Below are 25,402 nucleotides of genomic sequence, written 5' to 3' on the forward strand. Positions count from 1 at the left end.
TGGAACTAGCAAAGCAAGTCCGCTACCAGAGTAAATTGTACTCTAATTGACCGAGTTGCGTCCTAAATCTTAAGGCTTATTAATATTAGTTTCTGCTGATGCCGGAAAAATTTCCTCAATAAAGCGTTGCATCACCTCCATTTGTTCCGGCAAAATGGAGTGACCCATTCTCCATTCCTGATATTGCACCGGGACTCCCAACGCTTGGAACACTTCCCGCGCCTGATGAGCAGCGCTCAGGGGCACCACGGGGTCTTCGGTGCCATGCATGATTAAGGTGGGGGGGAGGCGATCGCCCATTGCTTGGGGTTCGCAATGTAAGTAACCACTCAGAGAGACTAAACCGGCTAAGGGTAACCGCAGTCCCACATCTAACGTCATCGCACCCCCTTGAGAAAACCCGCTTAACACCGTTCGTTCCAGGGGAACGCCGGTACTCCCTTCGAGCGATCGCAACCAACTTGTCAATATTTCCTGACTTTCCGGTAACTTCTGATAATTTGGACTGTACAGGTCATACCACATTCGGCCCTCCCGAACCTGGGGATGGGGAAACGGCGCATTGGCAAATAGAAACAGGAAGTCGGGGAAATTGAGCAGGGAGGCTAAGGGAGCTAAATCCTGGCTATTAGCACCCCATCCGTGGAGCATGACCATAATACCTCTCGGGGGTTTGCCGCTCGTTGGGGGAATGGCGATCGCTTCTAAAGACAAGGGGTTGGTTCCTTCCATCTAAATAGTTTGCACCCTCTATCTTAATATCCCCCAGGCTGTCGGTTGCATCCACAATACCTCACCGGATTGATGAGCTTAGACCAAATCCCGCCAATTGCAGTATTAACCATTCTCAGGAATAATAAATTAAACAAGGCTCGGTTTTCCTCTCGAAATTATTTGACCCGGGTTTATGCCAACCTCTAACTCCCACTCCTGTACTCCGGGAATCCGCGGATTCGCAGTGGCCCTGTTTCTGGGGGGGATTGCTATCACGGGTCCGAGTTATGCCCAAATCATTCCGGATACCACCCTGCCGATTAATTCGGTGGTTAACCCCAATGGAGCAATCTTGACCATTGATGGGGGGACCGCATCCGGCAGCAATTTATTTCATAGTTTTGAGCAGTTTAATCTCCCGACGGGTGGGACTGCTTGGTTTAATAATCCCCTAGAAATTCAAAATATCTTCACCCGAATTACCGGGGGTGGCGGTTCCACGATTGATGGATTAATTCAAGGCAATGGCATTGCCAATCTGTTTTTACTCAATCCCAATGGCATCATTTTTGGGCCAAATGCCACCCTAAATCTCGGGGGGTCTTTTGTGGCGAGTACGGCGAATGGGTTTACTTTTGCCGATGGAAGGGAGTTTTGGGCGACGGGAGGACAGGTTCAGACCCCTCTGTTATCAGTAACAGTGCCGGTGGGATTGCAATATGGGAGCAACCCCAGAGGAATTGAGGTACAGGGGGCGAACTTGACCCTGCAACCGGGTCAAACCTTGGCATTAGCAGGGTCAAAGCTGTCGATCGCCTCGGGACAATTGCAAGCACCTGGGGGTCTTGTGGCGTTAAATGCGGTGGGGTCGGAAGGGGTGACTGCCTTGAATTGGCAGAATGCCGCTGTGAGGTTGCAGCAGACTCCCACGGGAGAAACCCCGAATCCAAGGGGTGATATTTTTCTGAGCAATAACAGTGTGCTCTCGGTGATTAGCAATAATGGGGGGGATATTTCCCTCCAGGGACGGAATATTCAGCTATCTGGGGGAAGTCGAATTATCGCCGGGATTCAGACTCTGCAAGGGGGACCTAATGCCCAAGGGGGAGAGATTACCCTGGATGCCACGGGTGCGATTACCCTCACCCAACAGAGTGCGATCGGGAATCAAGTCGGTTTTAATGCCACGGGAAATGGCGGAAATGTCACCGTCAGGGGACAATCTCTCTCTCTGAGTGAGGGGTCTCAACTGAGTGCGGTTGTCAAAAATGGCGGCGGAAATGCCGGTCAGGTGGTGATTCAATTGGCCGAGGGATTAACCCTGACGGGGACACAGACAGGCATTTTTAGTCTAGTAGAATTGGGCGTGGGAAACCGTGAACGCCGAAGAGGAGTGGGAAGCAGTGGCGGGATTGAGATTCAAGCGGGAACGGTTGCTTTAACCAATGGTGCACAAGTCCAGTCGCTCACCCAAAATGATGGAGATGCAGGACGGGTCGCAATTCGCACAACCGATGGGGTGAGTCTTTCTGGCGCAAGTACGGCGATTTTTAATACAGTGGAACCGGGAGGTGTAGGCAATAGTGAGGGAATTGAGATTGAAGGGCGATCGCTCGTTCTGAGTAACGGTGCTCAAGTGATTTCCCAAACCCAGGGAACTGGCAATGCCGGTCCAATTCTCCTTCAGGTGAGAGAGGGAGTTTCCCTGATGGGAAGTAATACCAGTATTTTTAATAATAGTGCAGGGACTGGGAACAGTGCGGGAATTGAGATGAATACCGGAACCCTGTCGATGACTGGGGGCGCACAAATCCAGTCGGTGGCCTCGGGATTTGGAAATGCTGGTCCTGTCAAGATTAGCGCCAATGATGCGGTTACGCTACAGGGAGTGAGAACGGGGATTTTGAGTACCGTTACTTCCCGATTTAGTGAGGGTAATAGTGGGGGAATTGACATTCAGGGGCGATCGCTCTCCCTGAGTGCGGGCGCTCAATTGGTGGCGGCAACCTTGGGCCGGGGAAATGCCGGTCCCGTTTCCATCCAAGTGCGAGAAGATATTACCCTAACCGGCGCAAATACTGTAATTTTTAGCAGTGTTGGGCCAATACGCCGTGATCTCTTTTCCTTTACCGGCAGCATTCCTACGATCGCCCAGGGAAATAGCGGGGGAATTCAGATGACCGGGCGATCGCTGCTGATGAGTGACGGCGCACAAATTGTCGGCAGTACCTTTGATTCGCAACAGGGAAATGCAGGCAATATTCAGATCCAAATGGCGGACCGAATTTCCATCCAGGGAAATGACACTCAGCGCAATCCCAACGCTTCTGAAAAGAATTTCGCGGTTACCCCGACAGTGCCACTGAGTCTGGTTGAAAATCTGGAAGTCGAAGTCATTGACCCGACTCCTCCCCCGACTCCGACTCCGCCTCCAACCCCTCCCCAACCGAGTCCTCCCCCAACCCCTCCGCCTCCTGCGGTGGTAGGTGAGGCGGGAAAAGGTGCGACGACCGGGATTTTTACCACCGTAGAAACCAATGCTCAGGGCAATGCCGGAAGTATTAATCTTCAATCCCGGACCCTAGAAGTGAGTCAAGGGGCCCAAATCCAAACCCTAACGCGAGGGGAAGGGAATTCCGGAGATATCCAGATTCAAGTCTCCAATGCGGTATTCACCGGGGTGAATACTTTGGGAGATTTTAGCGGGTTAGCAAGTACCGTGGAGGCGGGTGCCGTAGGCAATGCGGGAGATATCCAGATTAATGCGGATAACCTGGCAGTGACCGGGGGTGCGGGGATTCAGGCCCTCACCCGAGGAACGGGAGACTCTGGTGAGATTCGTCTGAATGTCACCCAGGGAATGACGGTGAGTGGCACAAGTCCGGATGGGAGTTTTACTTCCGGGGTGTTTAGTAGTACGGAGGAGGCAGCACAGGGTTCTGGGGGTGGGTTAACCATTGCTACGGACCGATTACAGGTATCCGATGGGGCCGTTTTGAGTGCGCGCTCAACTACAAATTTTCCCGGTGGTGAAATTGATGTGAGTGCGAATCGAATTGATCTCAGCAACGAGAGCCACATTCTCACCAGTGCAACGGGGACGGGTGCGGCAGGGAGTATGAGACTGACCGCAGGGGAACGGGTAACTTTGAGCGATCGCGCGGTGTTGTCCTCGGAGACGGCCAGTGGCGATCGGGGCAATATTACCTTGCGATCGCCGGATCTAATTTTAAGAAATAATAGTCAAATTACCACGAATGCCACGGGGACAGGAACCGGCGGAAATATTATCCTCAATACGGATAATATTGTTGCCATTAATAATAGTAACATCACCGCCAATTCTGAACAAGCATCCGGGGGTCAAGTGATTATTAATACCCAAGGAATTTTTGGTGCCCAGGCGCGCCGAATTGGCAGTCCCAACACCAGTGATATTACCGCAACTTCTGCTCAAGGTCCGCAATTTGATGGCATTGTGGAAGTGAATAGACCGGAAGTTGACCCGACATCCGGGTTAGTGGAGTTACCGGAAAATTTGGTGGATCTGACCCATGTGGTGGCGCAAAATTGTGCCGATCCGAATGCGCCGCAAAGTAGTTTTGTGGTGACAGGTAGAGGGGGTTTACCGCCGAGTCCAAATGATGCGATCGCCCCAGAGTCTCCCTTAGTTGATTTAGGTCAGAATGACCCTGCAACCGGGTTAAACTCAGGGGAAGGATGGCCGCGCCAAGAGAGTGCCACGGGAAGCAATTCGGGGGAAATTTATGCGGAATTGGTAGAAGCGCGGGGTTGGTCTCGGGATAATCAAGGTAAAATTAAGCTAGTGGCAGAAGTGCCAGTCCGAGAACTGCGGCAACCGTTGGGGATTGTACCGCCCCAGTGTAACCGATGAGCAAGAGGGAATCAGAATCACGATGAGAAGGCGCGATGGCCAGAATGTGTTCAGTCGATTTAGGCAAAGTTTCCGCTTTAGTTTCTCCGCTTTTAAATATAGCAAAAGAGCGGTGCAATTAGTTTGGAAAACTAGCCCAATTTTAACAGCAATTGTAGCCATTCTCACCGGAATTGCTGGATTGTTACCCGCAGGAATTGCCTATTTAGGGAAGTTAATTATCGATAGCGTAGTCACCGCAGCGAGTTCCGGGACGGGACCCCAAACTGCACTCATGTATGTCGGATTCGAGGCGATCGCTGTGATGATGTTGACCCTCTGTCAGCGTGGGTTGAGTGTTTGTCAATCCCTGTTGCGAGTCCTCCTGGGACAAACGGTTAACGAATTAATCTTAGAAAAAGCGCTGACCCTTTCTTTGTCGCATTTTGAAGATTCGGAAGTCTATGACAAAATGACTCGGGCCCGACGAGAAGCGTCGAGTCGTCCCCTGAGTTTTGTGAATCGCACTTTTGGGTTAGTGCAAGAGACTCTTGGATTGGTGGCATATAGTGGATTGTTGTTGCAGTTTTCCGGATGGGTTGTCGGGGTGTTGGCGATCGCCGCGATACCGCCGTTTTTAGCAGAAACTAAGTTTGCCGGTGCTGCTTTTCGGGTTTTTAAAAGGCGATCGCCAGAAACCCGGGAACAAATTTACCTAGAAACCCTGATTGCGCGGGAAGATTACGCCAAAGAGGTGCAACTGTATCAACTCGGACCCGTGTTTCTGAATCGGTATCGGAATATCTTTCATCGCTTGTATCAGGAAGACCGAAATTTGACCCTGCGGCGAGGATTTTGGGGATATGTACTGGGGTTGCTGAGTAGTTTGGCATTTTATGGCACTTACGCCTGGATTGCGATCGCTGCAATTTCTGGAAGCATCACCCTAGGAGATATGACCATGTATTTAATGGTATTTCGCCAGGGACAATCCAGCTTTTCTGCAACCTTGAGTGCGATCGGGGGAATGTATGAAGATAACCTCTATTTGTCCAACTTGTATGAATTTTTAGAACAAGAGATACCCCAGGCAGCAGGTAGCGCCAACCGAGGACCCATTCCCCAAGATGGTGTGCGATTCCAGAACGTTTCCTTTACCTATCCCGACGCCACCCAACCCGCCTTAACCGACATCACCTTTCATTTAAAACCTGGAGAAAAACTCGCCTTAGTTGGTAAAAATGGGTCCGGAAAAACCACCTTAATTAAATTACTCACCCGCCTCTACGAACCCTCATCCGGTCAAATTTTCCTCGATGGATTAGACTTGCGCGAATGGGATATCAACCACTTAAGACAGCGCATTGGCGTGATTTTTCAAGATTTTGTCCGCTATCAATTCCTCGTCGGCGAGAATATTGGCGTCGGCGATGTGGATAGCTTAGAAGACGAAACCCGTTGGAAAACTGCTGCTGAAAAAGGCATGGCGGAACCTTTCATTGCCACCTTACCCCAGGGATTTTATACCCAACTCGGACGCTGGTTTAAATCCGGAACCGAACTCTCCGGAGGACAATGGCAAAAAATTGGTCTTTCCCGGGCTTTTATGCGAATCAAAGCCGATATTCTAGTCCTAGATGAACCCACCTCTGCAATGGATGCGGAAGCCGAATTTGAAATCTTTGAACGGTTTCGCCGCTTGGCAAAAGACCGCATGGTTTTGTTGATTTCCCATCGATTTTCCACCGTTCGTATGGCGGATACAATTATTGTTTTAGAAGCGGGTAAATTGATAGAAAGCGGCACTCATACCGAGTTAATGCAAGCAGAAGGACGCTATGCGAAATTATTTACCCTCCAAGCGGCTGGATATCAGTAAGTCTTGGTGATTTATCTTGCTAATTATACAAAAGTTATCAGGGTCCAAATATCCATTCATCGGCTAACATCAACCCGTCTTCTTCCCGGGTGACATCAGGAATGAGCGGACTGACGGAGTGCCAGTCCGCCCCTGTAGTGAAGGTGCGATCGCTGGGGATTGTGGTGGCGATCGCACCTTCACTGTCCGGCCAAATCTGTTCCCTGAGTGCGTTGGCAGCATCCAATGTCAGATGTGGATTGAGTTTCGCGATCCAGGTTTCAGTCCCTCCCGTAGCCATGCCGCCTAAATCACCGTCGGTTGATCCAGCGAGGTAAAGATTGCCTCCCCCATCGACGGCGATGCCTAAAACTGTATCAAACTCACTCGATCCCAATTGCTCGATCCATAATTGCTCCCCATTGGTGTTATATTGTGCAACCCAGATGTTTCTGGAATTGCCCTGTACTAAATCTGCCCTCGTGGTTCCAGTCAGGGAGATATTCCCGGCTGGATCAATGACCAGACCCTCGGCCCGTTCCAAACCCTCCATTTCCAAGGGCTTAAACCACTCTTGTTCCCCATTGCTGTTATATTTAGCCAGCCAAGGACCCGAGAAAGAGCGATCGCCATGACTGTTCATGCTATATCCAGTGAGGTAGACCGCTCCGAAGGGATCGAGGGCCACCTTTGTAGAACTGAAAGCCGTGTAATTGGTTTCTAACCGGGCCTCCCACAACGGTTCCCCATTCGTGTCATACTTGGCGACCCAGGGCGAGGCGGATAAGGGGGCTAACTCATTAAAATCTGTATAGCCACTCAGATAAAAAGTTCCTGCGGGTTCGACGGCGAGGCTGGTGGCGTAATCCAACGACTCGGTAGGAAACTGCTTGACCCACAAGGGGTTGCCTTGGGGGTCATGCTTGGTAACCCAGGACCCGACATCTCCCCGAGGAAACTGGGGGTCGGCGGCCCTAGTCCCTCTCACATAGAGATTGCCTGCCTGATCTAAGGCTATCTCCGATGCGGAATCGTTGAATGCTGAGGGGTTCTCTCGGATGTCGTAGGTGGTCACAAAATTGCCTTGGGGGTCGTACTGAGTCACCCAGGCATCACTCCCCCGGTAAAAATAGCCACTTCTGACCGAGGGGAATCCCGGAGAGTATTGGGTCAATCCGGTGACAAACACATTCCCGGCATTATCCAGGGTGAGATTGGTAGAGATGTCGTAGTAATCCTGTCCGAAATTCTGCCGCCAAACTTCCTCCCCTTGGGGGTTATACTGACCGACCCAGAGGTTGGCCCAGGCATGGGTATAGCCATTTACGGTCAAGGTTGCTCCGGTGAGGAAGAGATTGCCTGCGGGATCGACTGCCATGCCATTGAGTGAGTCGCTGCCAGATTCGCTACTCTCGAATTGGCGAATCCATTCGAGACGACTGGGGAGGGTGGGGGGAATTTGAGTGCGGGTCAGGGTAAACTCGGTTGGACCGATCGCACTGCCCTTGCCATCGGTGGCAGTAAACTCAAAGCTGTCATTGCTGTAACTCCAACTGTTGGAGTGATAAAATAGCAATCCGGCATCGATATCCGCTTGAGTAAAGGTATCCTCAAGGGTTAAGGCCGTTTGATTTAATATCAAAGCGCCTTGTTTAGGAATAGATGTGAGGGTATAGACGATCGCATCGCCGTCGGGGTCGCTCACTTGTAACTGAGTCGGGGCGATCGCCACCGTTGCGCCTTTCTCGAAGGTGAGTCCCGTATTCTGAGTTAAAATTGGGTCAGCATTGGGCAATATTTGGGCAATCCAAGCATCATAGTCACCGGGATTACTGCCGCTTAAGTCCCCTAATGTCCATCCCCCTAAATAAACTCGACCGGCGTCATCTACGGTCATTCCAAACGGGGAGTCGGCAGCGGTAGACCCGAATTGAAACCCACCTAAGCGATCGCCGTTGGTATCATATTGTGCGACCCAAATATCGGATTCTCCCGTATTACTATGGCCTTCAATAGCCCCCCAAGTGTTTCCTGTTAAGTAAATTCGGTCATTGCCATCAATCTTGATGTCTAATGCACCCTCTGAATTGGCTGAACCGAATTGTTCTATCCAGACTAAGTTGCCCGTGGGGTCATATTTGGCAACCCAGGCATCCCAACTGCCTGCACTGCTCTCTCCTAATGTTCCCTCGGTCCATCCGGTGAGATAGATATTACCGGCACTATCCAGGGCCAGACCGTTGGATTGGTCTTCACCTTCTGTTCCGAATTGCCTCACCCACTGCTGCTGTCCGGTACTGTCATATTTAGCAACCCAAGCATCAGCATCTCCGGCCTTGGCAGCGCCTAAACTGCCAAAAGTATAACCTGTGACATAGAGATTTCCCGCCCGATCGCCCTCAACGCCGGTGGCCCGGTCTTCCGATGGAGTGCCGAGTTGCTGAACCCAGAGGAGATTACCATTGCTGTCATATTTGCCAAACCAGGCATCGGATTCTCCCCGATTGACTCCACCTAGATCCCCCCAAGTGTCTCCGGCAATATATACGTCGCCCATGCTATCCGTGGTGAGACTTCGAGCATCATCGGTGGTAACACTGCCGAATTGTTTAATCCAGAGGGGATTGCCATTGCTGTCATATTTGGCAATCAAGGCGTCATATCCTGCACCGTTGGTTTCTGCCAAGGTGCCGGAGGTCGTGCCAGCAATGTAAAGATTGCCTAGAGGGTCGCTCGTGAGAGTATAGGCGCGATCATCCTGGGCGCTGCCGAGTTGTTGAATCCAGAGGGGAGTGCCATTGGGGTGATATTTGGCAAACCAGATATCCCAGTCTCCTTGAGGCGTTCCCCCTAATCCGCCTTGGGTTTGTCCTCCGAGGTAGAGGTGTCCGAGGGGGTCTCGGGCAATGCCATAAGCGCGATCGTCGTTGGCGCTGCCGAGTTGCTGAATCCAGGGAAGTTGCGGGTGAATCGTGGTGGAGTGACCCGAGGCGTCGGGTTCGCTAACCGTTAGCATGGTTGATGCCTTCCTTCAGAGGGTTCTTATATTATGAACGAAACTAGGCGATCGCATCAAGGGGTAGGAAAACTTGCCCCAATTGAGGCGATCGCCTGCACTCATCGGTGAGTTTAGGTCAACGGAATAAAATACTCAGCAACCATTGTCTGGGGTTCTATTCCCTTGGCGATCGCCAGGATTTCATCGCCTAATGCGATCGCCGTTCCGCACTGGTAGGAGAAGAAATTGAGGAGATTGAAGGTTAATCCCTCACCTAACACAAACGAGTCTTCTCCAGGGGTAAAATCGGCAATCAGATCGGTCCCGAAACCCGACTGCACGACAAAGCGATCGCGTCCCGTACCGCCGGTGAGAGTATCATTCCCCAAATCGCCACTGAGGAAATCATCCCCGTCGCCGCCATAGAGGAGGTCATCATCCTTGCCGCCATACAACGTATCATTGCCACTGCCGCCAATCAGAGTATCATTACCGGCGTTGCCTTCTAACCAATCATCCCCGGCACCCGCACAGAGAAAGTCGCGATCGCCGACGGAACCCAGGGGTACATCGCTGCCGATGCCACCTCGGATGGTATCGTTGCCATCCTCGCCATAGAGAGTATCATCTCCTAAATCTCCAAATAACAGGTCATCTCCAGCGGAACCGCACACAATATCATGATCTTTGCCGCCATGAATGGTATCGTTACCATTCCCCCCATGCAGGGTATCATCCCCTTGATTGCCGTTGATGAAATCATTGCCATCCCCGCCATAAATCAAGTCTCGTCCTCCAATATCGGGGACATTGGGATCGCTGGTGCCGCCGAATAAACTATCATCTCCCTGATCTCCCATGAGGATATCATTTCCTAAATCCCCATAAATCAGGTCATTATCTTTGCCACCGTAAGCGATATCGTCATCTTTGCCACTATAGATGGTATCGTCGCCTTCGTTGCCATTGATCAGATCATTGCCTCGGTTACCAAAGATTAAATCGCGATCGCCATCAGGACCGATGGGGGTTTCGCTGCCATTTCCCCCGAGAATGGTATCATTGCCGAGGTCACCATACAAGATATCGTTATCCAGGTTACCCAAGATCAGATCATCGTCTTTGCCTCCGTGAATGATATCATTTTCTCGACCACCATAGAGGGTATCGTTGCCTTCGTTGCCATTGATAAAATCATTGCCTTTGCCGCCTTCGATGCGATCGCGATCGATGCCAGGACCGACAGGGAATTCGCTGCCAACCCCTCCCAGCATATAATCATCCCCGGTATCACCATACAGAACATCTGTACCCCCTTTCCCCCAGAGAAAATCATGTCCGGCAAATCCTAATATCCCTTCATGGCGATCGTCCCCGAAGATGACATCATTTTCTTCGGTTCCAAACAGGAAGATTTCCACCGGGGGTCTGTCTTGCGGTCCATAAAAGATAATTTCTGGCGGGGGTGGAACCGGACATTTACACCCACCGCTTGGCGAGGGGTCGCTAGGGACGGGGTTGCAGGTGTTTGTGCTGTTGGTATGCGGTATTCCATTGGGAGGATTTGCCGGGGGATTCTCAGATTCTGGGCGATCGCCATTCACAGGAGAATCCGGGATTAAAGGACTATTGCCGTTACCCCCGTTAGTACCTGGATTATTGCCGCCATCGCTTCCTGTACCTGTATTTCCGGTTCCTGTACCTAGATTATTGCTGCCATCGCTTCCTGTACCTGTATTTCCAGTTCCTGTACCTGGATTATTGCTGCCGCCATCGGTTCCGGTTCCTGTACCTGTACCTGGATTATTGCTGCCGCCATCAGTTCCGGTTCCTGTACCTGTACCTGGATTATTGCTGCCGCCATCGGTTCCGGTTCCGGTTCCTGTACCTGGATTATTGCTGCTGCCATCGCTTCCTGTATTTCCGGTTCCTGTACCTGTACCTGGATTATTGCTGCCGCCATCGGTTCCGGTTCCTGTACCTGTACCTAGATTATTGCCGCCATCGGTTCCGGTTCCTGTACCTGTACCTAGATTATTGCCGCTATCGGTTCCGGTTCCTGTATTTCCAGTTCCTGTACCTGGATTATTGCCGCCATCGGTTCCGGGTCCTGTACCTGGATTATTGCTGCCGCCATTGGTTCCTGTACCTGTATTTCCGGTTCCTGTACCTGGATTATTGCTGCCGCCATCGGTTCCGGTTCCTGTACCTGTACCTGGACTATTGCTGCCACCTGTATTACCGCCACCTGTGCCACCGCCACCGTTAGGCGATTGAATGGTTAAATCAAAGGTATCCGTAATGCTTGCACCGGACTGATCTGTAACGGTGACAATAATCGGGAGAGTTCCGATATCGGTTCTTCCAGGAGTGCCGGTGAACGTGCCGTCATCCTTGAAGGTTAACCAATCGGGAATAGGGTTTCCATTGGCGAGGGTAACGGTATAGGTTAAGCGGTCCTTGAAGGCAATAATATCGGCATCATAGAACGTATTATTTGGGATGGGGAAGTTAAAGTTGGTGCCTGGAGTGGTGGTTTGATTGTCGAGGGGATTAAGGAGGATGGGGGGAGCGTTAATGTTTAAATTAACGGTGGAGTCAGTCTTGGCATAGTCAGTACCGTCAAATCCATTCCAAGTGAAACTCACCGGACCATTAAAGTTCTCATTGGGGACAAAGGAGAGTTTCTGGATATCGGTGAGAGCAATTTCCCCGGGATTTTGGATTGGTTTTCCATCCAAAATTAGGGTCCCATTCGTGGGAAGAGAGGTAATGGAAATTGTCTTGAGGGTATCCCCATCAGCGTCTGTAAATTGATTGGTAAAATACTCAGGTTTAAAGAAGAAGGGAGTATTTTTGGTGCCGGTTTGATTGAGGGTTTCGAGGGTAGGTGGGGTATTAGCGTTAATGTTTAAATTAACGGTCGAGTCAGTTTTGGCATAGTCAGTACCGTCAAATCCATTCCAAGTGAAACTCACCGGACCATTAAACTTCTCATTGGGGACAAAGGAGAGTTTCTGGATATCGGTGAGAGGAATTTCTTGGGGATTTTGGATTGGTTTCCCATCCAAAAGTAGGGTTCCGGTGGTGGGAAGAGAGGTAATGGAAATTGTCTGGAGGGTATCTCCATCAGCGTCTGTAAATTGATTGGTAAAATACTCGGGTTTAAAGAAGAAGGGAGTATTTTGGGGGCTGGTTTGATTGAGGGTTTCTAGGGTAGGTGGGGTATTATTGATGTTGACGAGAAAGCTTCCGAGTTCGGCGGCGATCGCATTGCCGGTGGTATCGGTGACTTGGTTTCTTTGCAATGTCACCGTATAAGTGCCGTTATCGCTCTTATCCCAACGGCCCCCGGGAGGGGTAATCTGGTAGGTGACGTTGATGCCAGGGGAATTGCCGGTGTAATTGGGGGTGGCGATCGCCGTAACCTGGAGACTCTCATTCTTGGGTCCCGTGACCAGAATATCCCCAATATCCAGGGTACTCCAGTCGATCGCCCGGTTATCGGTAAAAGTGACGCTGAAACTGTAGGTTGTTCCGCCTACAGTGGTCACCTCTTGGGCCATAAAGTCTTTAAAACCGGGCGGTATCGAGTCTGTCGGTCCGGGAGACCCGATATCTAACCCGCTATTGGTTCCAGCTAAGGTACTTTCATAAGCTTTGGCGACGACTGCCGTGGGTTCGCCCGGTTGACCGATCGCACTGGTCAACCAATTGCTACCATTATCATTGGCTGTTCTCAAGTCCTCTTCGCTGAACGTGAGAGAGTTTAAATACAAGGAAGCACCGGGGGAAGGCGTCGGCCATCCCCCAGTTGTGTCATACGCTACCTCATCAATGGCTGTGGTAAACCCCAGGGTATAGTTACTAAAGTTCCGCCATAACCCGATGCGATCGCTGGTGTTACCCAATCCCAATTCAGGCCAATTACTGACGGGAATCAGGGGAATTTCCCCGGTATCCCACCCTGCCTTAAATGCCTCGGGAGACAGGTTGGTATTAAACAAAATCCCCGTTTTCCCTGCTGCGATCGTACCCCCATTAATATTCGCCGCCTCTAGGTTAGCACCAGCATTGGCAAAGACAAATCCTGTTAAGTCTAGGGGTTGATCCGTCGGATTGTAAATCTCCACCCACTCCCAGTGTGGTTGGTCATTGCGGGGATGGTACATAATTTCCGTAATCACCGGGAGAACCTGTTTCTCATAAGCGCCGATATCGATCGCCTCCCCAACCTCGCGCTGGAATGGGTTACCCCGTTGGTCAGTGACTAAATCAGTGTTAAGATTAAGATCACCCAAATCAATCGCCGGAGACCCTAAAGTGAGGGCATGGGTTAATGGAGACCCAGTAGGTGCGCCATTCAGTGCTAAAGTCGGAGTGATGACAGCGTTAATGTCGCTCACACCGAGGGATTTAAAACTGTAATTTGTATCAGCAGTTAAGTTCTGGATGCCGGTCCAATCGCCGATCAGGTTGTACTCTGCTCTGCTCACCGGACCCGAAATATCCCGGTGGACATCACCCGGGCTATTATCGGTGTTTCCGGCCACAATGGTATGGCTGATGTCGAAGTAACTTCTCGCCTCTTCATTATTAAAATTAAAGATGCCGCCACCGTTGCCGGTGTCCTTGCCATCACGATCAGCGGTATTAAAAGCGATCGTGCTGTGATTAACGGTTAGATTTCCTTCACTGTATAAACCCCCACCGTCGTTTGCCGCCCGGTTATTGGAAATCGTGGTATTAGAGATATCCGCCGTGCTACTATTTTGGATGCCTCCACCATGTTTGCCCGCTTCATTGTTGTTAATGGTACTCCCAATTACAGTCAAGAATTGGTTATCTGTATGCCGGATTCCTCCCCCTTCATCCTTAGCAACGTTGTTAGAAATGCTACTATCGATAACCGTCAGAGTCCCCGCATTATTAATCCCTCCCCCGTCATCCTCCGCTCGGTTGCCAGTGATGGTACTCTGCTTCAGGGTCAAAGTCCCCGCATTGTAAATCCCACCCCCATCACTGGTATTGTTGTTTTCGGGAGTAGAGGGAATATTGGCCCAGCCATTTTTAACCGTGAGATTATTGAGAGTAAGGTGAGCATTAGCCCCAACATGGAAAATCCGGAAACCGGATGCACCCTGAGCGCGAACGATTTGAGCCCCGTTGCCATTAATCGTTAGCTTATCCGTCTGAATCGAGGGTAACCCGTTGGCACCGAGGAGAGAATTATCAAAGTCTGTGAGGGTATAGGTACCCCCGCCCAAATTGATGATACTATCTTGACCATCATTATTAGCCGCTGTAATTTTAGTAATCAGGTCGTTGACATCTTCCGCATTCACCGTATAGATTTTTTCGGCTAGTAAAGCGTTATAGCCCGCGATCGCCTCGGATTGGAAGGGTAAGGGGGCCTCAATATTTCCCGTCCTCACTTCTAGGGTCCAGTTGCCATTTAATTCAGCACTGCCGGTTAAATCATCGGAGGCGGCAATATCCGCACCCGTCAACTCCGCTAGTTTTTGCAGGAAGGTAATCCCTGCATCCGAGGTCCCGACATTACATCCATACAGTAAGATATCCGCCCCCTCACTGAGGGCCGCCCGCAGGTTCTGCCATTGGGGAAGATAGGCATCCAGAGTCTCGGCATCCAGTTGAGTTGTGCCGAGTTGGACCCTTCCGGAACTTCCGTGAGAGACTAGATGAATGCTGTCGATGTTCGTCCGACCCGCGATCGCCTCCATGATTTGGTCGATGCCATCGCGATCGCCATCCAGCACGATCGCCTCCGTATCCGGTGTCAGAGCATCCAGGAGGGTTTGTTGCTCAGAAACCCCTGCATCGATAAAGACTAGGGTGCGGGACTCCGTTAAAGGCGGGGTTCCTTGGATGGGAGGTTCTGGAGTGGTATCCAGGCCCTTATACCGTTTTGAAATTCTGGACAAGTGGTTGACTGAGTGCGATTGTGGGTGGTTCATTGCAAATACATCCCCGGAAGATATAGTGTTAATAATCATCTTGAACACCCAACCCCCGTATGATTACGAGGGCCTGGGTTCTTTATAAATCAAGGCTGGACAATTTTGGTCGAAGAAAGAAAAAACTAGATCACCCTGGTTATGATCTAGTATAGTCCGTAGATACACGGGGATGGGTTGCACCCCTCAATTAAATGCCTAATTAGCCCTCTCTCGCCAAGCTTCAGAGGTGCAAAGGGTTTTTGTTTGGGCTGATCTCGGGCTAGGCAAAAGGGTTTACGGGGTCCTGCGCGGAAGATTACGCATCCAACCTAAAATAAAACCAACGCCTTCGGGAACTGCTTTAAAGCGTGGCCCTAGGGCGGTAAGGATTGGGGGCTATACGGGGTTTATCCGTGCCACAATCCGAGCGATCGCTGGATCAGCAGCAATCCCATCTATCAACATCAGGAGACTTTCTCACTCAACAATGAAACCCTATCAACATATCCCCATTCTTGACTGTGGCGAACCCTTGGTGGCGATTCCTGAGGAGCAGTTTGCCCTCGTGTTGCCTCATCCTTATGAACTCTTGGGCGCACCCTACCCAGGGCGATCGCCGTTTTATCTGCGCCAAGGGGTACTGACGGCTTTAGTCCAAGCACAAACCTACCTCCATCAGCAATATCCCCAATGGCAGATTTTAATTTTTGATGCCTATCGGCCTATCGCCGTGCAACAGTTTATGGTAAACTATGCGTTCACCGAGCAGGTGCGATCGCAAGGATTGGATCCGGAGAAATTAAGCCCCTGTGAGCGCCAAGAAATTTTAGAGCAAGTGTATCAATTTTGGGCCGTTCCCAGTCTGGACCCCGCCACCCCTCCACCTCATGCCACGGGTGCCGCCGTGGATGTTACCTTGGTAAATGAGGGGGGTATCGCAGTGGACATGGGTTCCCCGATTGATGAAATCTCACCGCGATCGCATCCTGACTATTTTGCCCAAAGCCTAGATCTCACTCACCAAGCGTATCACACCCATCGCCAAATCTTGGCCCAAGCGATGCAACAAGCTGGATTTGCTCAACATCCCAATGAATGGTGGCATTTCTGTAAAGGGGATCAGATGTGGGCTTGGTTAACGGACCAAGAGACGGCTTTTTATGGCAGAATTGAGTAAATTCAGTACAATGGCGGGGGTTCGCAGTCCCGCCTGATCGCTTCAGTCAGTGGAAAATTGATTTTTGACTAGGAACATAAGATAACGACTGAAGTCGTTACTACGAACTAAGATAAGATAACGACTGAAGTCGTTACTACGAACTGGGATAAGATAACGACTGAAGTCGTTACTACGAAGTTGGATAAGATAACGACTGAAGTCGTTACTACGAAGTTGGATAAGATAACGACTGAAGTCGTTACTACGAACTGGGAAAGATAACGACTGAAGTCGTTACTACGAACTGGGATAAGATAACGACTGAGGTTGTTAGTTGAGCCTTGATTCATCTGCTGGGGTTCGGATGGGGTCTACTGTCCAAATATGTCCCAGGGGATGGATGGGGGTGAGGGTATAACGCGGGTCGGATTCAAGGGTTTTATATAATTTCTCGTTGGGACGGAATAAGAAGAGGGGGGAGGAGATGTCGGGGATTTCCAGGCGATCGCTGTCGGGGAGGAGAAGAAAGCGCACATCGGGATTGAGTTTATAACTCAAGGCAATCAGGCGACTGAGGCGATCGGGACTGCCGATTACCTGGGGATTTTCGGCTTGATTAACCAGTTCGGCAACTTCGACATCGTAATAACAACTATATTTATGCCACCAGGTTTCCGCTGAGGCACTCACGGCACAAGAGACAACACCGGCCCCCAGCAATATCACATAGGCCAATTGCCAGATTCGACGCTGAAGATTCCTTCCGGTATCGAGACGGAGGCGACTGGCAAACAGATAGGCAACTGCCAATTGCAGCGCCAAATAGGAGGGCAAAAGATAGCGAGCAATCCCCGACCTCTGACCCCCGGAAATCACGTCATAGAGCATCAAAAACAAGCCATTAGCGGCAATGGATGTGAGCAGAAACCACCCGACCGATTTCGGAGTTTTGCGAACCGTCACCCACAGTGCATATCCCACCAATAGGAGAATCGGGATGACAACATACCCCCAGGCATTTCCCCAAGCCAACGGCGTGAAATCTTTGCCTAATTCTACATCAAAAAACCGTTGGGGATAGAGGGTATGAAGGTCAAAAAAGACGGAACTCAAATTCACCAACCATCGATTCATTAATGCGGGTAGAGGCAAATCTCGCTCCAACCATCCCCCCAACCGGCTGTTTTTTTGAAAATAGACCACAATCCAAGGAATCAAGATGGCGCAACCCATTCCGGAAGCAATCAGATAGGATTTAAAGGATTGAGTCGATTTCCATTGTTCTCGAAATCCGACATACAATCCATGTCCAAAAAAGACTAAGCCAGAAATTAGATGAGAATAGAAGCCTAAGACAACAGTTCCGGCATAAATTGCCCAACTGCCTCGGGTTTTCAAGCGCAGCGATCGCAACAAGGCTAACCCAGAAACTAAGGTGACCACCGTCCATAAGCTATATTGTCGGGCTTCTTGAGCATACAGTAAATGTAAGGGAGAAACCGCCATTAAGGATAGAGCAATCCAACCTACCCTTGGGGTAGAAAATAGCTCTAAACTGAGGAAGTAAAGGGCAGGAAATGCCAACAAGCTCAAAATCGCCGCTACGCTACGAGTCACGGTGATGGAGTTGCCAAATATCTCCATCCAGAGTCGGGTTAAGAGGTAATAAATGGGAGCGTGTTCAGCATTGTCAGCCAAGGCATTGAGGGTATCTCCCCACCGCCGTTCTGGGGAGAGACTTTGAAACTCATGCAACTGGGCGATCGTCAGCAGTTCCCCGGTGGAAATTTGCTCATAAAAGTTGGATTTTCGGTATCCTGCCACTCGCAAAGAGGTATTAACTTCATCAACCCAGTAAATTTTTTGGTCTAACTGATAAAACCTAAAAAATATGCCGATCGCGAGAACTAACACGACCAAGAACCGTAAACTATTCCAATACAATTTGGGAGTTTTCATCCTTAATCCTGAACCTTTAAAATACAATCCGCTGATAATACAGCAAAATCAGCCGTTTCAAAACCTGAACACTGGGTCATCAGGGTGGCGATCGCCGGTTGAATGCCTTGTTCCAGATTGGCGATCGCCTCCTGGGTAACGGAATAGGGGTTTAACCACCGATTGTAAGATAAATACCCCGGAGTAAACGCCCCTTTTTCAATCAACCACCAATCCACCCCATCTTCTTGCAAAAAGTCCACTACATCCCGTAAATTGGGACTATATTGCGCTTGAATCATCCGTTGCAGACGATTCCGAAACTGTTCATAGTAACCCCAATGATAGGGAATCGCATATTCTCTGGCAGCGAAAACCGACCGATGAGCAAAGGTGGGTAAATTATTGGCTTCTTCTGCTAAGGAAGCAATCAAAATATCTGGGGGTTGTTGTTGCAAGAAGGCATAAAGCTCAGGTTGTTCTCCCCGTTGATAAGAAGTCCAGGGGAAATTGTTCATCGTCAACTGGGGATAAAATAGAAAGACTATAGCCAACACAGCAGAAATAATTCCGGCTATGATTTTTTTAGGAACGGATTGTCCCCATCTCCAGAGGGCATCGAGTAGAATAGTGATGGCGATCGCTGCCGCCCATGCCATCACCATTCGCAAACTATGCTGCGTATAGCGACTGGGCAAATGGAGTTTAAATAGCAATCCATGTGCCGCAAAAAACATCAACAAAGCGGCGATAACAATCTCTAATAAAATGCGGATGCGTGAAGAAATCGCAGGCACTAGGGTAAATATTTTGGGAAATTTCAGCAAAATTGGCAGCAAAAAACCTAAAACCATGAACACCGGAGTTAAAATAGCAGACAGAGCAATCCCACTGCGTCCATGCAACCAAAATGCCCAAGGATCATCAATAAAAAATTGGCTTCTCCCCCCTGGTAGAAATTCCGGTAGTTTTTGAGCTTCCATAGCAGAAATCGTCGGACCAAATTCTGAGCTAGTCAGGGCATAAACGAATAAAATAAAGCCAGCGATAATTAAATTACTCCTTAAAAATTTTAAATTTATAAGTCTAAGACTAAGCGTGATTTTTTTCCTTTTATATATAAAAGTTTGTAACAGTAAAATTACTAATAAAATCAATACATATTGGGGGTAAAAAAGTCCCAAAAGGGCAATCATTATCCCCGTAGCCAGACTTTTTTTCTGCAAAAAATAATACAAAAGTGGTAAAAATAACGGATAGACAAAGGCTTTCGGCGTAGCTGAAATCAGCCCATCTTGCATCCATAAACTTTGATTGAGCAACACAGAAGCAATGAACCCGGCGATAGGCACCGGAAATAACTCCATCGTCACGCCAAAACAGAAAACAGTAGTGATTAAACCCAACAGAGGCGGCAACAGTTTACTCAGCAACAAGGGGGCAATTCCTACCCCTGCCATCACTCGATAAAATAGGGCATAACCGGCAGGTGCAACCGATTGAAAATAATCGGCAATTAAATCATTGGGGAATAACCCTGGTTCTAAAAAGCGCTGCATCCAAAAAACGTGCTGCCGCGCATCATCTTGGACCACCAAGTCCGCACTAAATGCTTGCTGGAGTCCCCCTATCCCGTAAACCGCAGCAATAGTTAAGCTCAAACTGAACCAAAAAATCACCGCTGATTTAGGGGTATAGGGTGCAGGTGCCATGCAAAACCGATGCAGGCGATTGGGAAAGGTTGGGGAAATAGAAGAAGTTCGGAAGGACAAGGGTTTAAATCTGGGGGAAGGATTAATCTCAAATTCTACCCGATCGCTGGTAACAGTGGAAGCATCAGCCACCTCCAACCCCCTAGGAGTGATAAAATTAAGGGAATTTCCCGACAAGATTGGTCATGTAAACTTCACTGGGTCACCCTAACCATGAATACCACCCTAGCGGTCCCTGAAATTTCTCCCTTGGTCCTGCAAATGTCTCCGGCGATCGAGATGACAGACGAACAATTTTTTAATTTTTGCCAACAAAACCGAGGCTATCGAATTGAACGCACCTCTCAAGGAGAAATTATTATTATGCCACCCACCGGGTCAGAAACGGGAAATCGCAACTTTGATTTGATTATCCAACTGGGAATCTGGACCCGACAAAACAAAACTGGAATCGGATTTGATTCTTCCACCGGCTTTACCCTTCCCAATGGCTCTATAAAATCCTCTGATGCAGCTTGGATAAAACTAGAAAAATGGAACCGTCTTACTCCAGAACAACAACAAAAATTTGCTCCAATATGTCCAGATTTTGTCGTTGAACTTCGGTCCCCCAGTGACAACTTGAAACGCCTGCAAGATAAACTGCAAGACTATATTGAGCAGGGAACATTACTCGGGTGGCTAATTGACCGCCAACACCAGCAAGTTTATATTTATCGTCCCGACCAACCTGTAGACTGTTTGACCCAACCCACCACCTTAAGCGAGGAGTCCGTTTTACCGGGATTTATCTTAGATTTATCCACCATTTGGTAAGCCAATTTTATAAATTTGCTCTCAATTTTTTCCAAAAGCATGGCATTGATATGGAGTGGTCCAGGGTTGAACTGTCCAGATTAAAGCCAATGGATTGAAACTCGATTGGTGGGTTAAATTTTTCTCATAATAGGATTGGACAATCTGCCCGAGAGTATGTTAGAAATAAATCAAGATAGATTTCAATTTAAAATCCAAGGGTTGCCCCTAAAACCCTGTAAACTTTCATCGGATAATGATTCATCATGACTATTAGCACGGAATCGTTTACCTCCCTGCCCGATCATACCCAACTACCCTGTGAGGATGGCACCTTTGTGCAGAACTTTCAAGAACACCCACAAAGCATCCTCTTGACTGATTCAATTCTTCCGGTTCTGGATGCCAAACATCCCGATGGAAATTACTGCATCGGTCAAGATAGCGGCATTTACTGGCGAATCACCGACCCACCCCTGAAAGGTGCGAAAGCGCCGGATTGGTTCTATGTTCCCAATGTTCCTCCCACCTTGGACGGACAACCTCGCCGGTCCTATGTCTTGTGGCAAGAACTTATGCCACCCCAAATTGTCATTGAATTTGTTTCGGGGAATGGTGCCGAAGAACGAGATAAAACCCCTTGGGAAGGCAAGTTTTGGATCTATGAAACTGTGATTCGACCCGCCTATTATGCGATTTATGAAGTTCAAAAAGCCAGTGTGGAAGTCTATGGTCTCACCATCGGTCGCTATGAGTTAATTCCAGCCAATGAACGGGGTCATTTTCCCATTCCAGAACTGGGGGTGGAACTAGGAATTTGGTCGGGATTGTATGGCAACATGGACCTTCCTTGGTTACGCTGGTGGGACAGTCAAGGAAATTTGTTGTTATATGGTCACGAACAGGCTGAACAAGAACGCCAACGAGCCGAACAGGAACGCCAACGGGCCGATCGCCTTGCCGCCCGATTGCGGGAGTTGGGGGTTGACCCGGAGGAATTCGCTGATTAACGGGTTCCTAGACGGTAAAAAACTCAGGGGTTAGGCTGTCGGTTCAGACATCCTAAATTTCTTCATTTCATCATTAATAAACAGGAAAAATATGGCAGCAGTTGATGAAAAAAGTATGGTTCCCACTGTCCTCGTGGGCGTGGGGGGAACGGGACATGAAGTCCTCTCCAGAGTCCGGCGTTTAGTAGAGGAAACTTACGGAAGTTTAGCGAATTTTCCGTTAATTAGCTTTCTGGTCATTGATACGGATAAAGAATATAAGGTCAGCAGTTCGGTGGCGGCGGGTTCGGCATTTAAAGACCATGAAAAATACTGGGCCAGTGTCAGTGGGCGGCAGGTGCGGGATATGATGTCAAATATGCAGAATTATCCCTGGATTGAACGCTGGTTTCCCACGGAATTGGAACGGAATATTAGTGCCATTGAAGCGGGGGCGGGACAAATTCGCGGCTGTGGTCGGTTTGCGTTTTTCTGCAACTATCATGGGATTCAGAAAGCCTTTGAACGGTCTTGCGATCGCATTAAAGGTCACGAAAATTATATGCTCGATCGCTACGGCATTAAAGTCGTAACTTCAGGGATTAATGTGTTTGTGATTGGGTCTCTGTCTGGGGGAACCGGCAGTGGAATGTTGATTGATATCGGCTATTGTATCAATCATTGGCTGAAAGGACAAGGGAGCCCAATGGTAACAGCGATCGCCCCATTACCCGCTGCCTTTGCTACCATTAACGTAGGCGATCGCGTCCTCGCCAATGGATATGCTGCCATGATGGAATTGAGCTATTTTTCCGACTATCGCACGGAATACTTAGCCCAGTATAGTGCCAGCTTACTCGACGAAGTGCGATCGAATCGTGCCCCCTTTGATTTCACCTACCTAGTCGGCACAAAAAACGGCGACAGTGAATTTACCCTCGACCAAATTCGCGAACTAATTTCTCAAAATATATTTCTGGATTTAACCTCCGACTTCGCCCCCCATAAGCGCTCAATTCGAGATAATATCAAAGGCGCTTGGGCGCAAGCAGACCCCGGAGGACGAGGGTATCCCAAAAACTTCATGAGTTTTGGACTTTCCACCATTGAAATTCCCATTGCCCAAATTAGAACCTCCTTATCCAATCGCCTTGCTGCCGACTTTGTAAGCTGGTGGTTAAACGAAAGTGTTCTTTTACCCCCGCAAACTTTTGAGTTAGTCCAAAATGACATTCTCAAACGGATGCGCCTCACTGATATGGAGTTACTCACGGATTTAGGCGCAGCGGGAGATAAATCTTATGTCGCCGAAATCTCCAGTTTTGTCAATAGTATCCGCAGTGAAATTACCCGAGAGAATCTCCTCCAATGTACTCAACAAGGAGTGATGGGAGTTGCTGGAACTGAAAAGGGCAAAATCCTCCAATTTGGAGAGTTCTTACAGGAAAAAGTGGAGGAATACCGGGCCAATCATCTGCGAGAACTGAGTCCCGATGAACGGTTGCATGGGGATTTCTTGCAGAAAATGTACGATAACCGCAATCGCATCATCCAACAGGGACGCCAAGCCTTATAAGAGGAATTTTATCGGATTATTGAAGACCGCAATCGGGGACCTAAATTTGCAGAAATCTTTCTAGTTACCGTGCGTCAAGTCTTTGAAAATGCCGTAGAAAAGTTTCGGCGAGAAGGGGAGAAAGTCTGGCAACCTAATGAAGAAAATCGCCGCAAACAGTATGAGGATGCCTTACAAGATATCGGCCATTTTAAAGATAAATTTGGCTTGACCAAACAGGCTAAAATGGAGGAGTATGCAGAAAAGGGATTAGCGGGGTTGGAAGGGAGCTTAATTGCTACAATTCAGCGCAAAACGCGGTTTTTGGGGTTGGATACGATCGCCCGTTTACAGGAGCATTTAGACGAGTTAGAACGGCGATTGGCCCGCTGGACTCAGAAGATGCGCCAAACTCGCGATACTTTCTCCCATGAAGCGGATTCCCAAGCGGATAGTGCCGATGCGTTAACGATTAATGGGATTAAATTATACGATCGCCAAGAACTGAATCAACTCTATCAAGACTTGATTGAACAATATGCCAGTTCCACCGAAGGCAGCAAGAGTCGCTATCAAACCGGACTCGATGGACTCTGTAGTAATTTATCCAGTCAAGTCCTCGCCGATAGCAGTCCGTTATGGAAACAAAACCGGGCGGCAGGGGAAACTATGCGCCTATTTGATGTCCAACAATTAGCGGAAGTTCAGGAAGAGGATTTCCAAGGGATTATATCCGAAAAAAGCCGCAATATTATTAATCAGGCCCCGAATAGTAGCCGGATTAAACGGGAACTAGCAGCTTGCGATCGCCTGTTCAAAGTGTTTAATAATGATGCCGCTGAAATCCGCAATCAATTGGCGATCGCCTACAGTAAATCAAAACCCGTTATCCTCCTGAATCCTGCTGTCATGACAGGACGAGATGCCGGATTTACTCCCGCTACAAATACTAAAGTTGCAGTAGTCGGAGGGCGCACTCCCACGGACCCTGCTGCCATGAAACTTCTCCCCTTATTAGAGGAACGAGTCGGCAGTTCCGATGCGGTTACCCCATTAGGAGAAGAAGAACGACATCGGGTCGTTTTCGTGCAAGAAATGGGGGGATTTTCCTTGCGTTGTATTGATGGAATGCAGGAATTGCGCCACTCCTATCAAGACTGGAAAGGGCAAACCATTGAAGCAAAACGCGCCCAATTAAAAGGAGAAAGTAAAGACCCTCCGATTCCGGTTCATATCCAAAAAGAACCGCCCTTTTGGGATATTTTTCCCGAAAATCCGGCAGTATATCAATTGGTAGTTTTAGGGCGTTCTTTGAATGTTTTACGCATCGAAGAAAATCGTCAAACGAAAGAAAACCTAGTCCGTTATACTCGCCAAACCTCCATCGGCAGTGAAAACGTGGAGATCTCTGCCACTTGGGAAGAAGCAGTACAAGTGCTAGAAGTCAATCAATGCCGAGGCGATCGCGAGGAAATTCAGCGCCAAGTTACTGCCAAACTGAACGCCGCTGAAACAGCAACCCAAAAGCAGGAATTGTATCAACATTTCATGGAGTATTTGACGGAACGACAAACGGAATTGGAGAAAGAAGGCGGCAAAGATAGCTTGATTTATAAGCGAGAAGCCAAAATCATCCAACAGGCGATCGAAACCCATCAATTGCATCTCGCTGCCGGTGCATCTTCTGTCCCTCCAGCAACCGCCCTCACCCCCGTTGCTACCCCCACTGATGCACCGGCACAAACCCATGTATTCTGCACTAAATGCGGCACTAAAAACCCGGTTAATTCTAAGTTTTGTTTTAAGTGCGGCAATCAATTAGTGTCTTTGAGTTAGGGGGTCAAATCTGA

Annotated in this window: 12 protein-coding genes; 7 read left to right on the plus strand and 5 right to left on the minus strand. The window is 49.1% G+C overall.

Features of this window, described 5'->3' with window-relative positions:
- Window positions 1-69 precede the first annotated feature (69 nt).
- Complete coding sequence (locus tag NG795_RS12445; RefSeq protein WP_367288981.1) at window positions 70-732, minus strand: alpha/beta hydrolase; 663 nt, start codon at window positions 730-732, stop codon at window positions 70-72.
- 175 nt (window positions 733-907) lie between these two features.
- Between NG795_RS12445 and NG795_RS12450 the strand changes: the two genes are divergently transcribed.
- Together NG795_RS12450 and NG795_RS12455 are read left to right on the plus strand one after the other, a co-directional pair.
- Window positions 908-4,609: a two-partner secretion domain-containing protein gene (locus tag NG795_RS12450; RefSeq protein ID WP_367288982.1), complete on the plus strand. Its 3,702-nt coding sequence runs from the start codon at window positions 908-910 to the stop codon at window positions 4,607-4,609.
- Between the two features lie 112 nt (window positions 4,610-4,721).
- On the plus strand, window positions 4,722-6,467 hold the full coding sequence (locus NG795_RS12455) for an ABC transporter ATP-binding protein (RefSeq protein WP_367288983.1): 1,746 nt from the start codon (window positions 4,722-4,724) through the stop codon (window positions 6,465-6,467).
- Between the two features lie 37 nt (window positions 6,468-6,504).
- On the opposite strand, the gene NG795_RS12460 is transcribed toward NG795_RS12455, so the two are convergent.
- Window positions 6,505-9,462: an SBBP repeat-containing protein gene (locus NG795_RS12460; RefSeq protein ID WP_367288984.1), complete on the minus strand. Its 2,958-nt coding sequence runs from the start codon at window positions 9,460-9,462 to the stop codon at window positions 6,505-6,507.
- Between the two features lie 113 nt (window positions 9,463-9,575).
- Window positions 9,576-15,422 carry a DUF4347 domain-containing protein gene (locus tag NG795_RS12465; protein ID WP_367288985.1) on the minus strand — a complete coding sequence of 1,949 codons (5,847 nt, stop codon included), beginning with the start codon at window positions 15,420-15,422 and terminating at the stop codon, window positions 9,576-9,578.
- Window positions 15,423-15,891: 469 nt separating this feature from the next.
- On the opposite strand from NG795_RS12465, the gene NG795_RS12470 reads away from it, so the two are divergent.
- Window positions 15,892-16,581: a M15 family metallopeptidase gene (locus NG795_RS12470; protein ID WP_367288986.1), complete on the plus strand. Its 690-nt coding sequence runs from the start codon at window positions 15,892-15,894 to the stop codon at window positions 16,579-16,581.
- Window positions 16,582-16,893: 312 nt separating this feature from the next.
- On the opposite strand, the gene NG795_RS12475 is transcribed toward NG795_RS12470, so the two are convergent.
- Together NG795_RS12475 and NG795_RS12480 are read right to left on the minus strand one after the other, a co-directional pair.
- A complete protein-coding gene (locus tag NG795_RS12475) occupies window positions 16,894-18,522 on the minus strand; it encodes a glycosyltransferase family 39 protein (protein WP_367288987.1) in 1,629 nt (542 codons plus the stop codon).
- A 2-nt stretch (window positions 18,523-18,524) separates the two neighbouring features.
- The gene (locus NG795_RS12480; RefSeq protein WP_367288988.1) at window positions 18,525-20,345 is read right to left on the minus strand and encodes a hypothetical protein; all 1,821 of its coding nucleotides are present in this window, start codon (window positions 20,343-20,345) and stop codon (window positions 18,525-18,527) included.
- Window positions 20,346-20,426: 81 nt separating this feature from the next.
- Between NG795_RS12480 and NG795_RS12485 the strand changes: the two genes are divergently transcribed.
- From NG795_RS12485 to NG795_RS12500, 4 genes are all read left to right on the plus strand, one after another.
- On the plus strand, window positions 20,427-21,029 hold the full coding sequence (locus NG795_RS12485) for a Uma2 family endonuclease (protein ID WP_367288989.1): 603 nt from the start codon (window positions 20,427-20,429) through the stop codon (window positions 21,027-21,029).
- Window positions 21,030-21,274: 245 nt separating this feature from the next.
- Window positions 21,275-22,018: a Uma2 family endonuclease gene (locus NG795_RS12490; RefSeq protein WP_367288990.1), complete on the plus strand. Its 744-nt coding sequence runs from the start codon at window positions 21,275-21,277 to the stop codon at window positions 22,016-22,018.
- Between the two features lie 91 nt (window positions 22,019-22,109).
- On the plus strand, window positions 22,110-23,573 hold the full coding sequence (locus NG795_RS12495; RefSeq protein WP_367288991.1) for a tubulin-like doman-containing protein: 1,464 nt from the start codon (window positions 22,110-22,112) through the stop codon (window positions 23,571-23,573).
- Window positions 23,574-23,642: 69 nt separating this feature from the next.
- Entirely contained in the window at window positions 23,643-25,388 is a 1,746-nt protein-coding gene (locus NG795_RS12500; RefSeq protein WP_367288992.1) for a zinc ribbon domain-containing protein, read from the plus strand.
- Window positions 25,389-25,402: the final 14 nt, after the last annotated feature.

Source organism: Laspinema palackyanum D2c, assembly GCF_025370875.1.
Classification (GTDB): Bacteria; Cyanobacteriota; Cyanobacteriia; order Cyanobacteriales; family Laspinemataceae; genus Laspinema; species Laspinema palackyanum.

Bases quoted from the DNA above. Each gene is read 5' to 3' on its own strand.
- NG795_RS12445 (WP_367288981.1), bottom strand. From the start codon at position 732: ATGGAAGGAACCAACCCCTTGTCTTTAGAAGCGATCGCCATTCCCCCA.
- NG795_RS12450 (WP_367288982.1), top strand. From the start codon at position 908: ATGCCAACCTCTAACTCCCACTCCTGTACTCCGGGAATCCGCGGATTC.
- NG795_RS12460 (WP_367288984.1), bottom strand. From the start codon at position 9,462: ATGCTAACGGTTAGCGAACCCGACGCCTCGGGTCACTCCACCACGATT.
- NG795_RS12465 (WP_367288985.1), bottom strand. From the start codon at position 15,422: ATGAACCACCCACAATCGCACTCAGTCAACCACTTGTCCAGAATTTCA.
- NG795_RS12470 (WP_367288986.1), top strand. From the start codon at position 15,892: ATGAAACCCTATCAACATATCCCCATTCTTGACTGTGGCGAACCCTTG.
- NG795_RS12475 (WP_367288987.1), bottom strand. From the start codon at position 18,522: ATGAAAACTCCCAAATTGTATTGGAATAGTTTACGGTTCTTGGTCGTG.
- NG795_RS12485 (WP_367288989.1), top strand. From the start codon at position 20,427: ATGAATACCACCCTAGCGGTCCCTGAAATTTCTCCCTTGGTCCTGCAA.
- NG795_RS12490 (WP_367288990.1), top strand. From the start codon at position 21,275: ATGACTATTAGCACGGAATCGTTTACCTCCCTGCCCGATCATACCCAA.
- NG795_RS12495 (WP_367288991.1), top strand. From the start codon at position 22,110: ATGGCAGCAGTTGATGAAAAAAGTATGGTTCCCACTGTCCTCGTGGGC.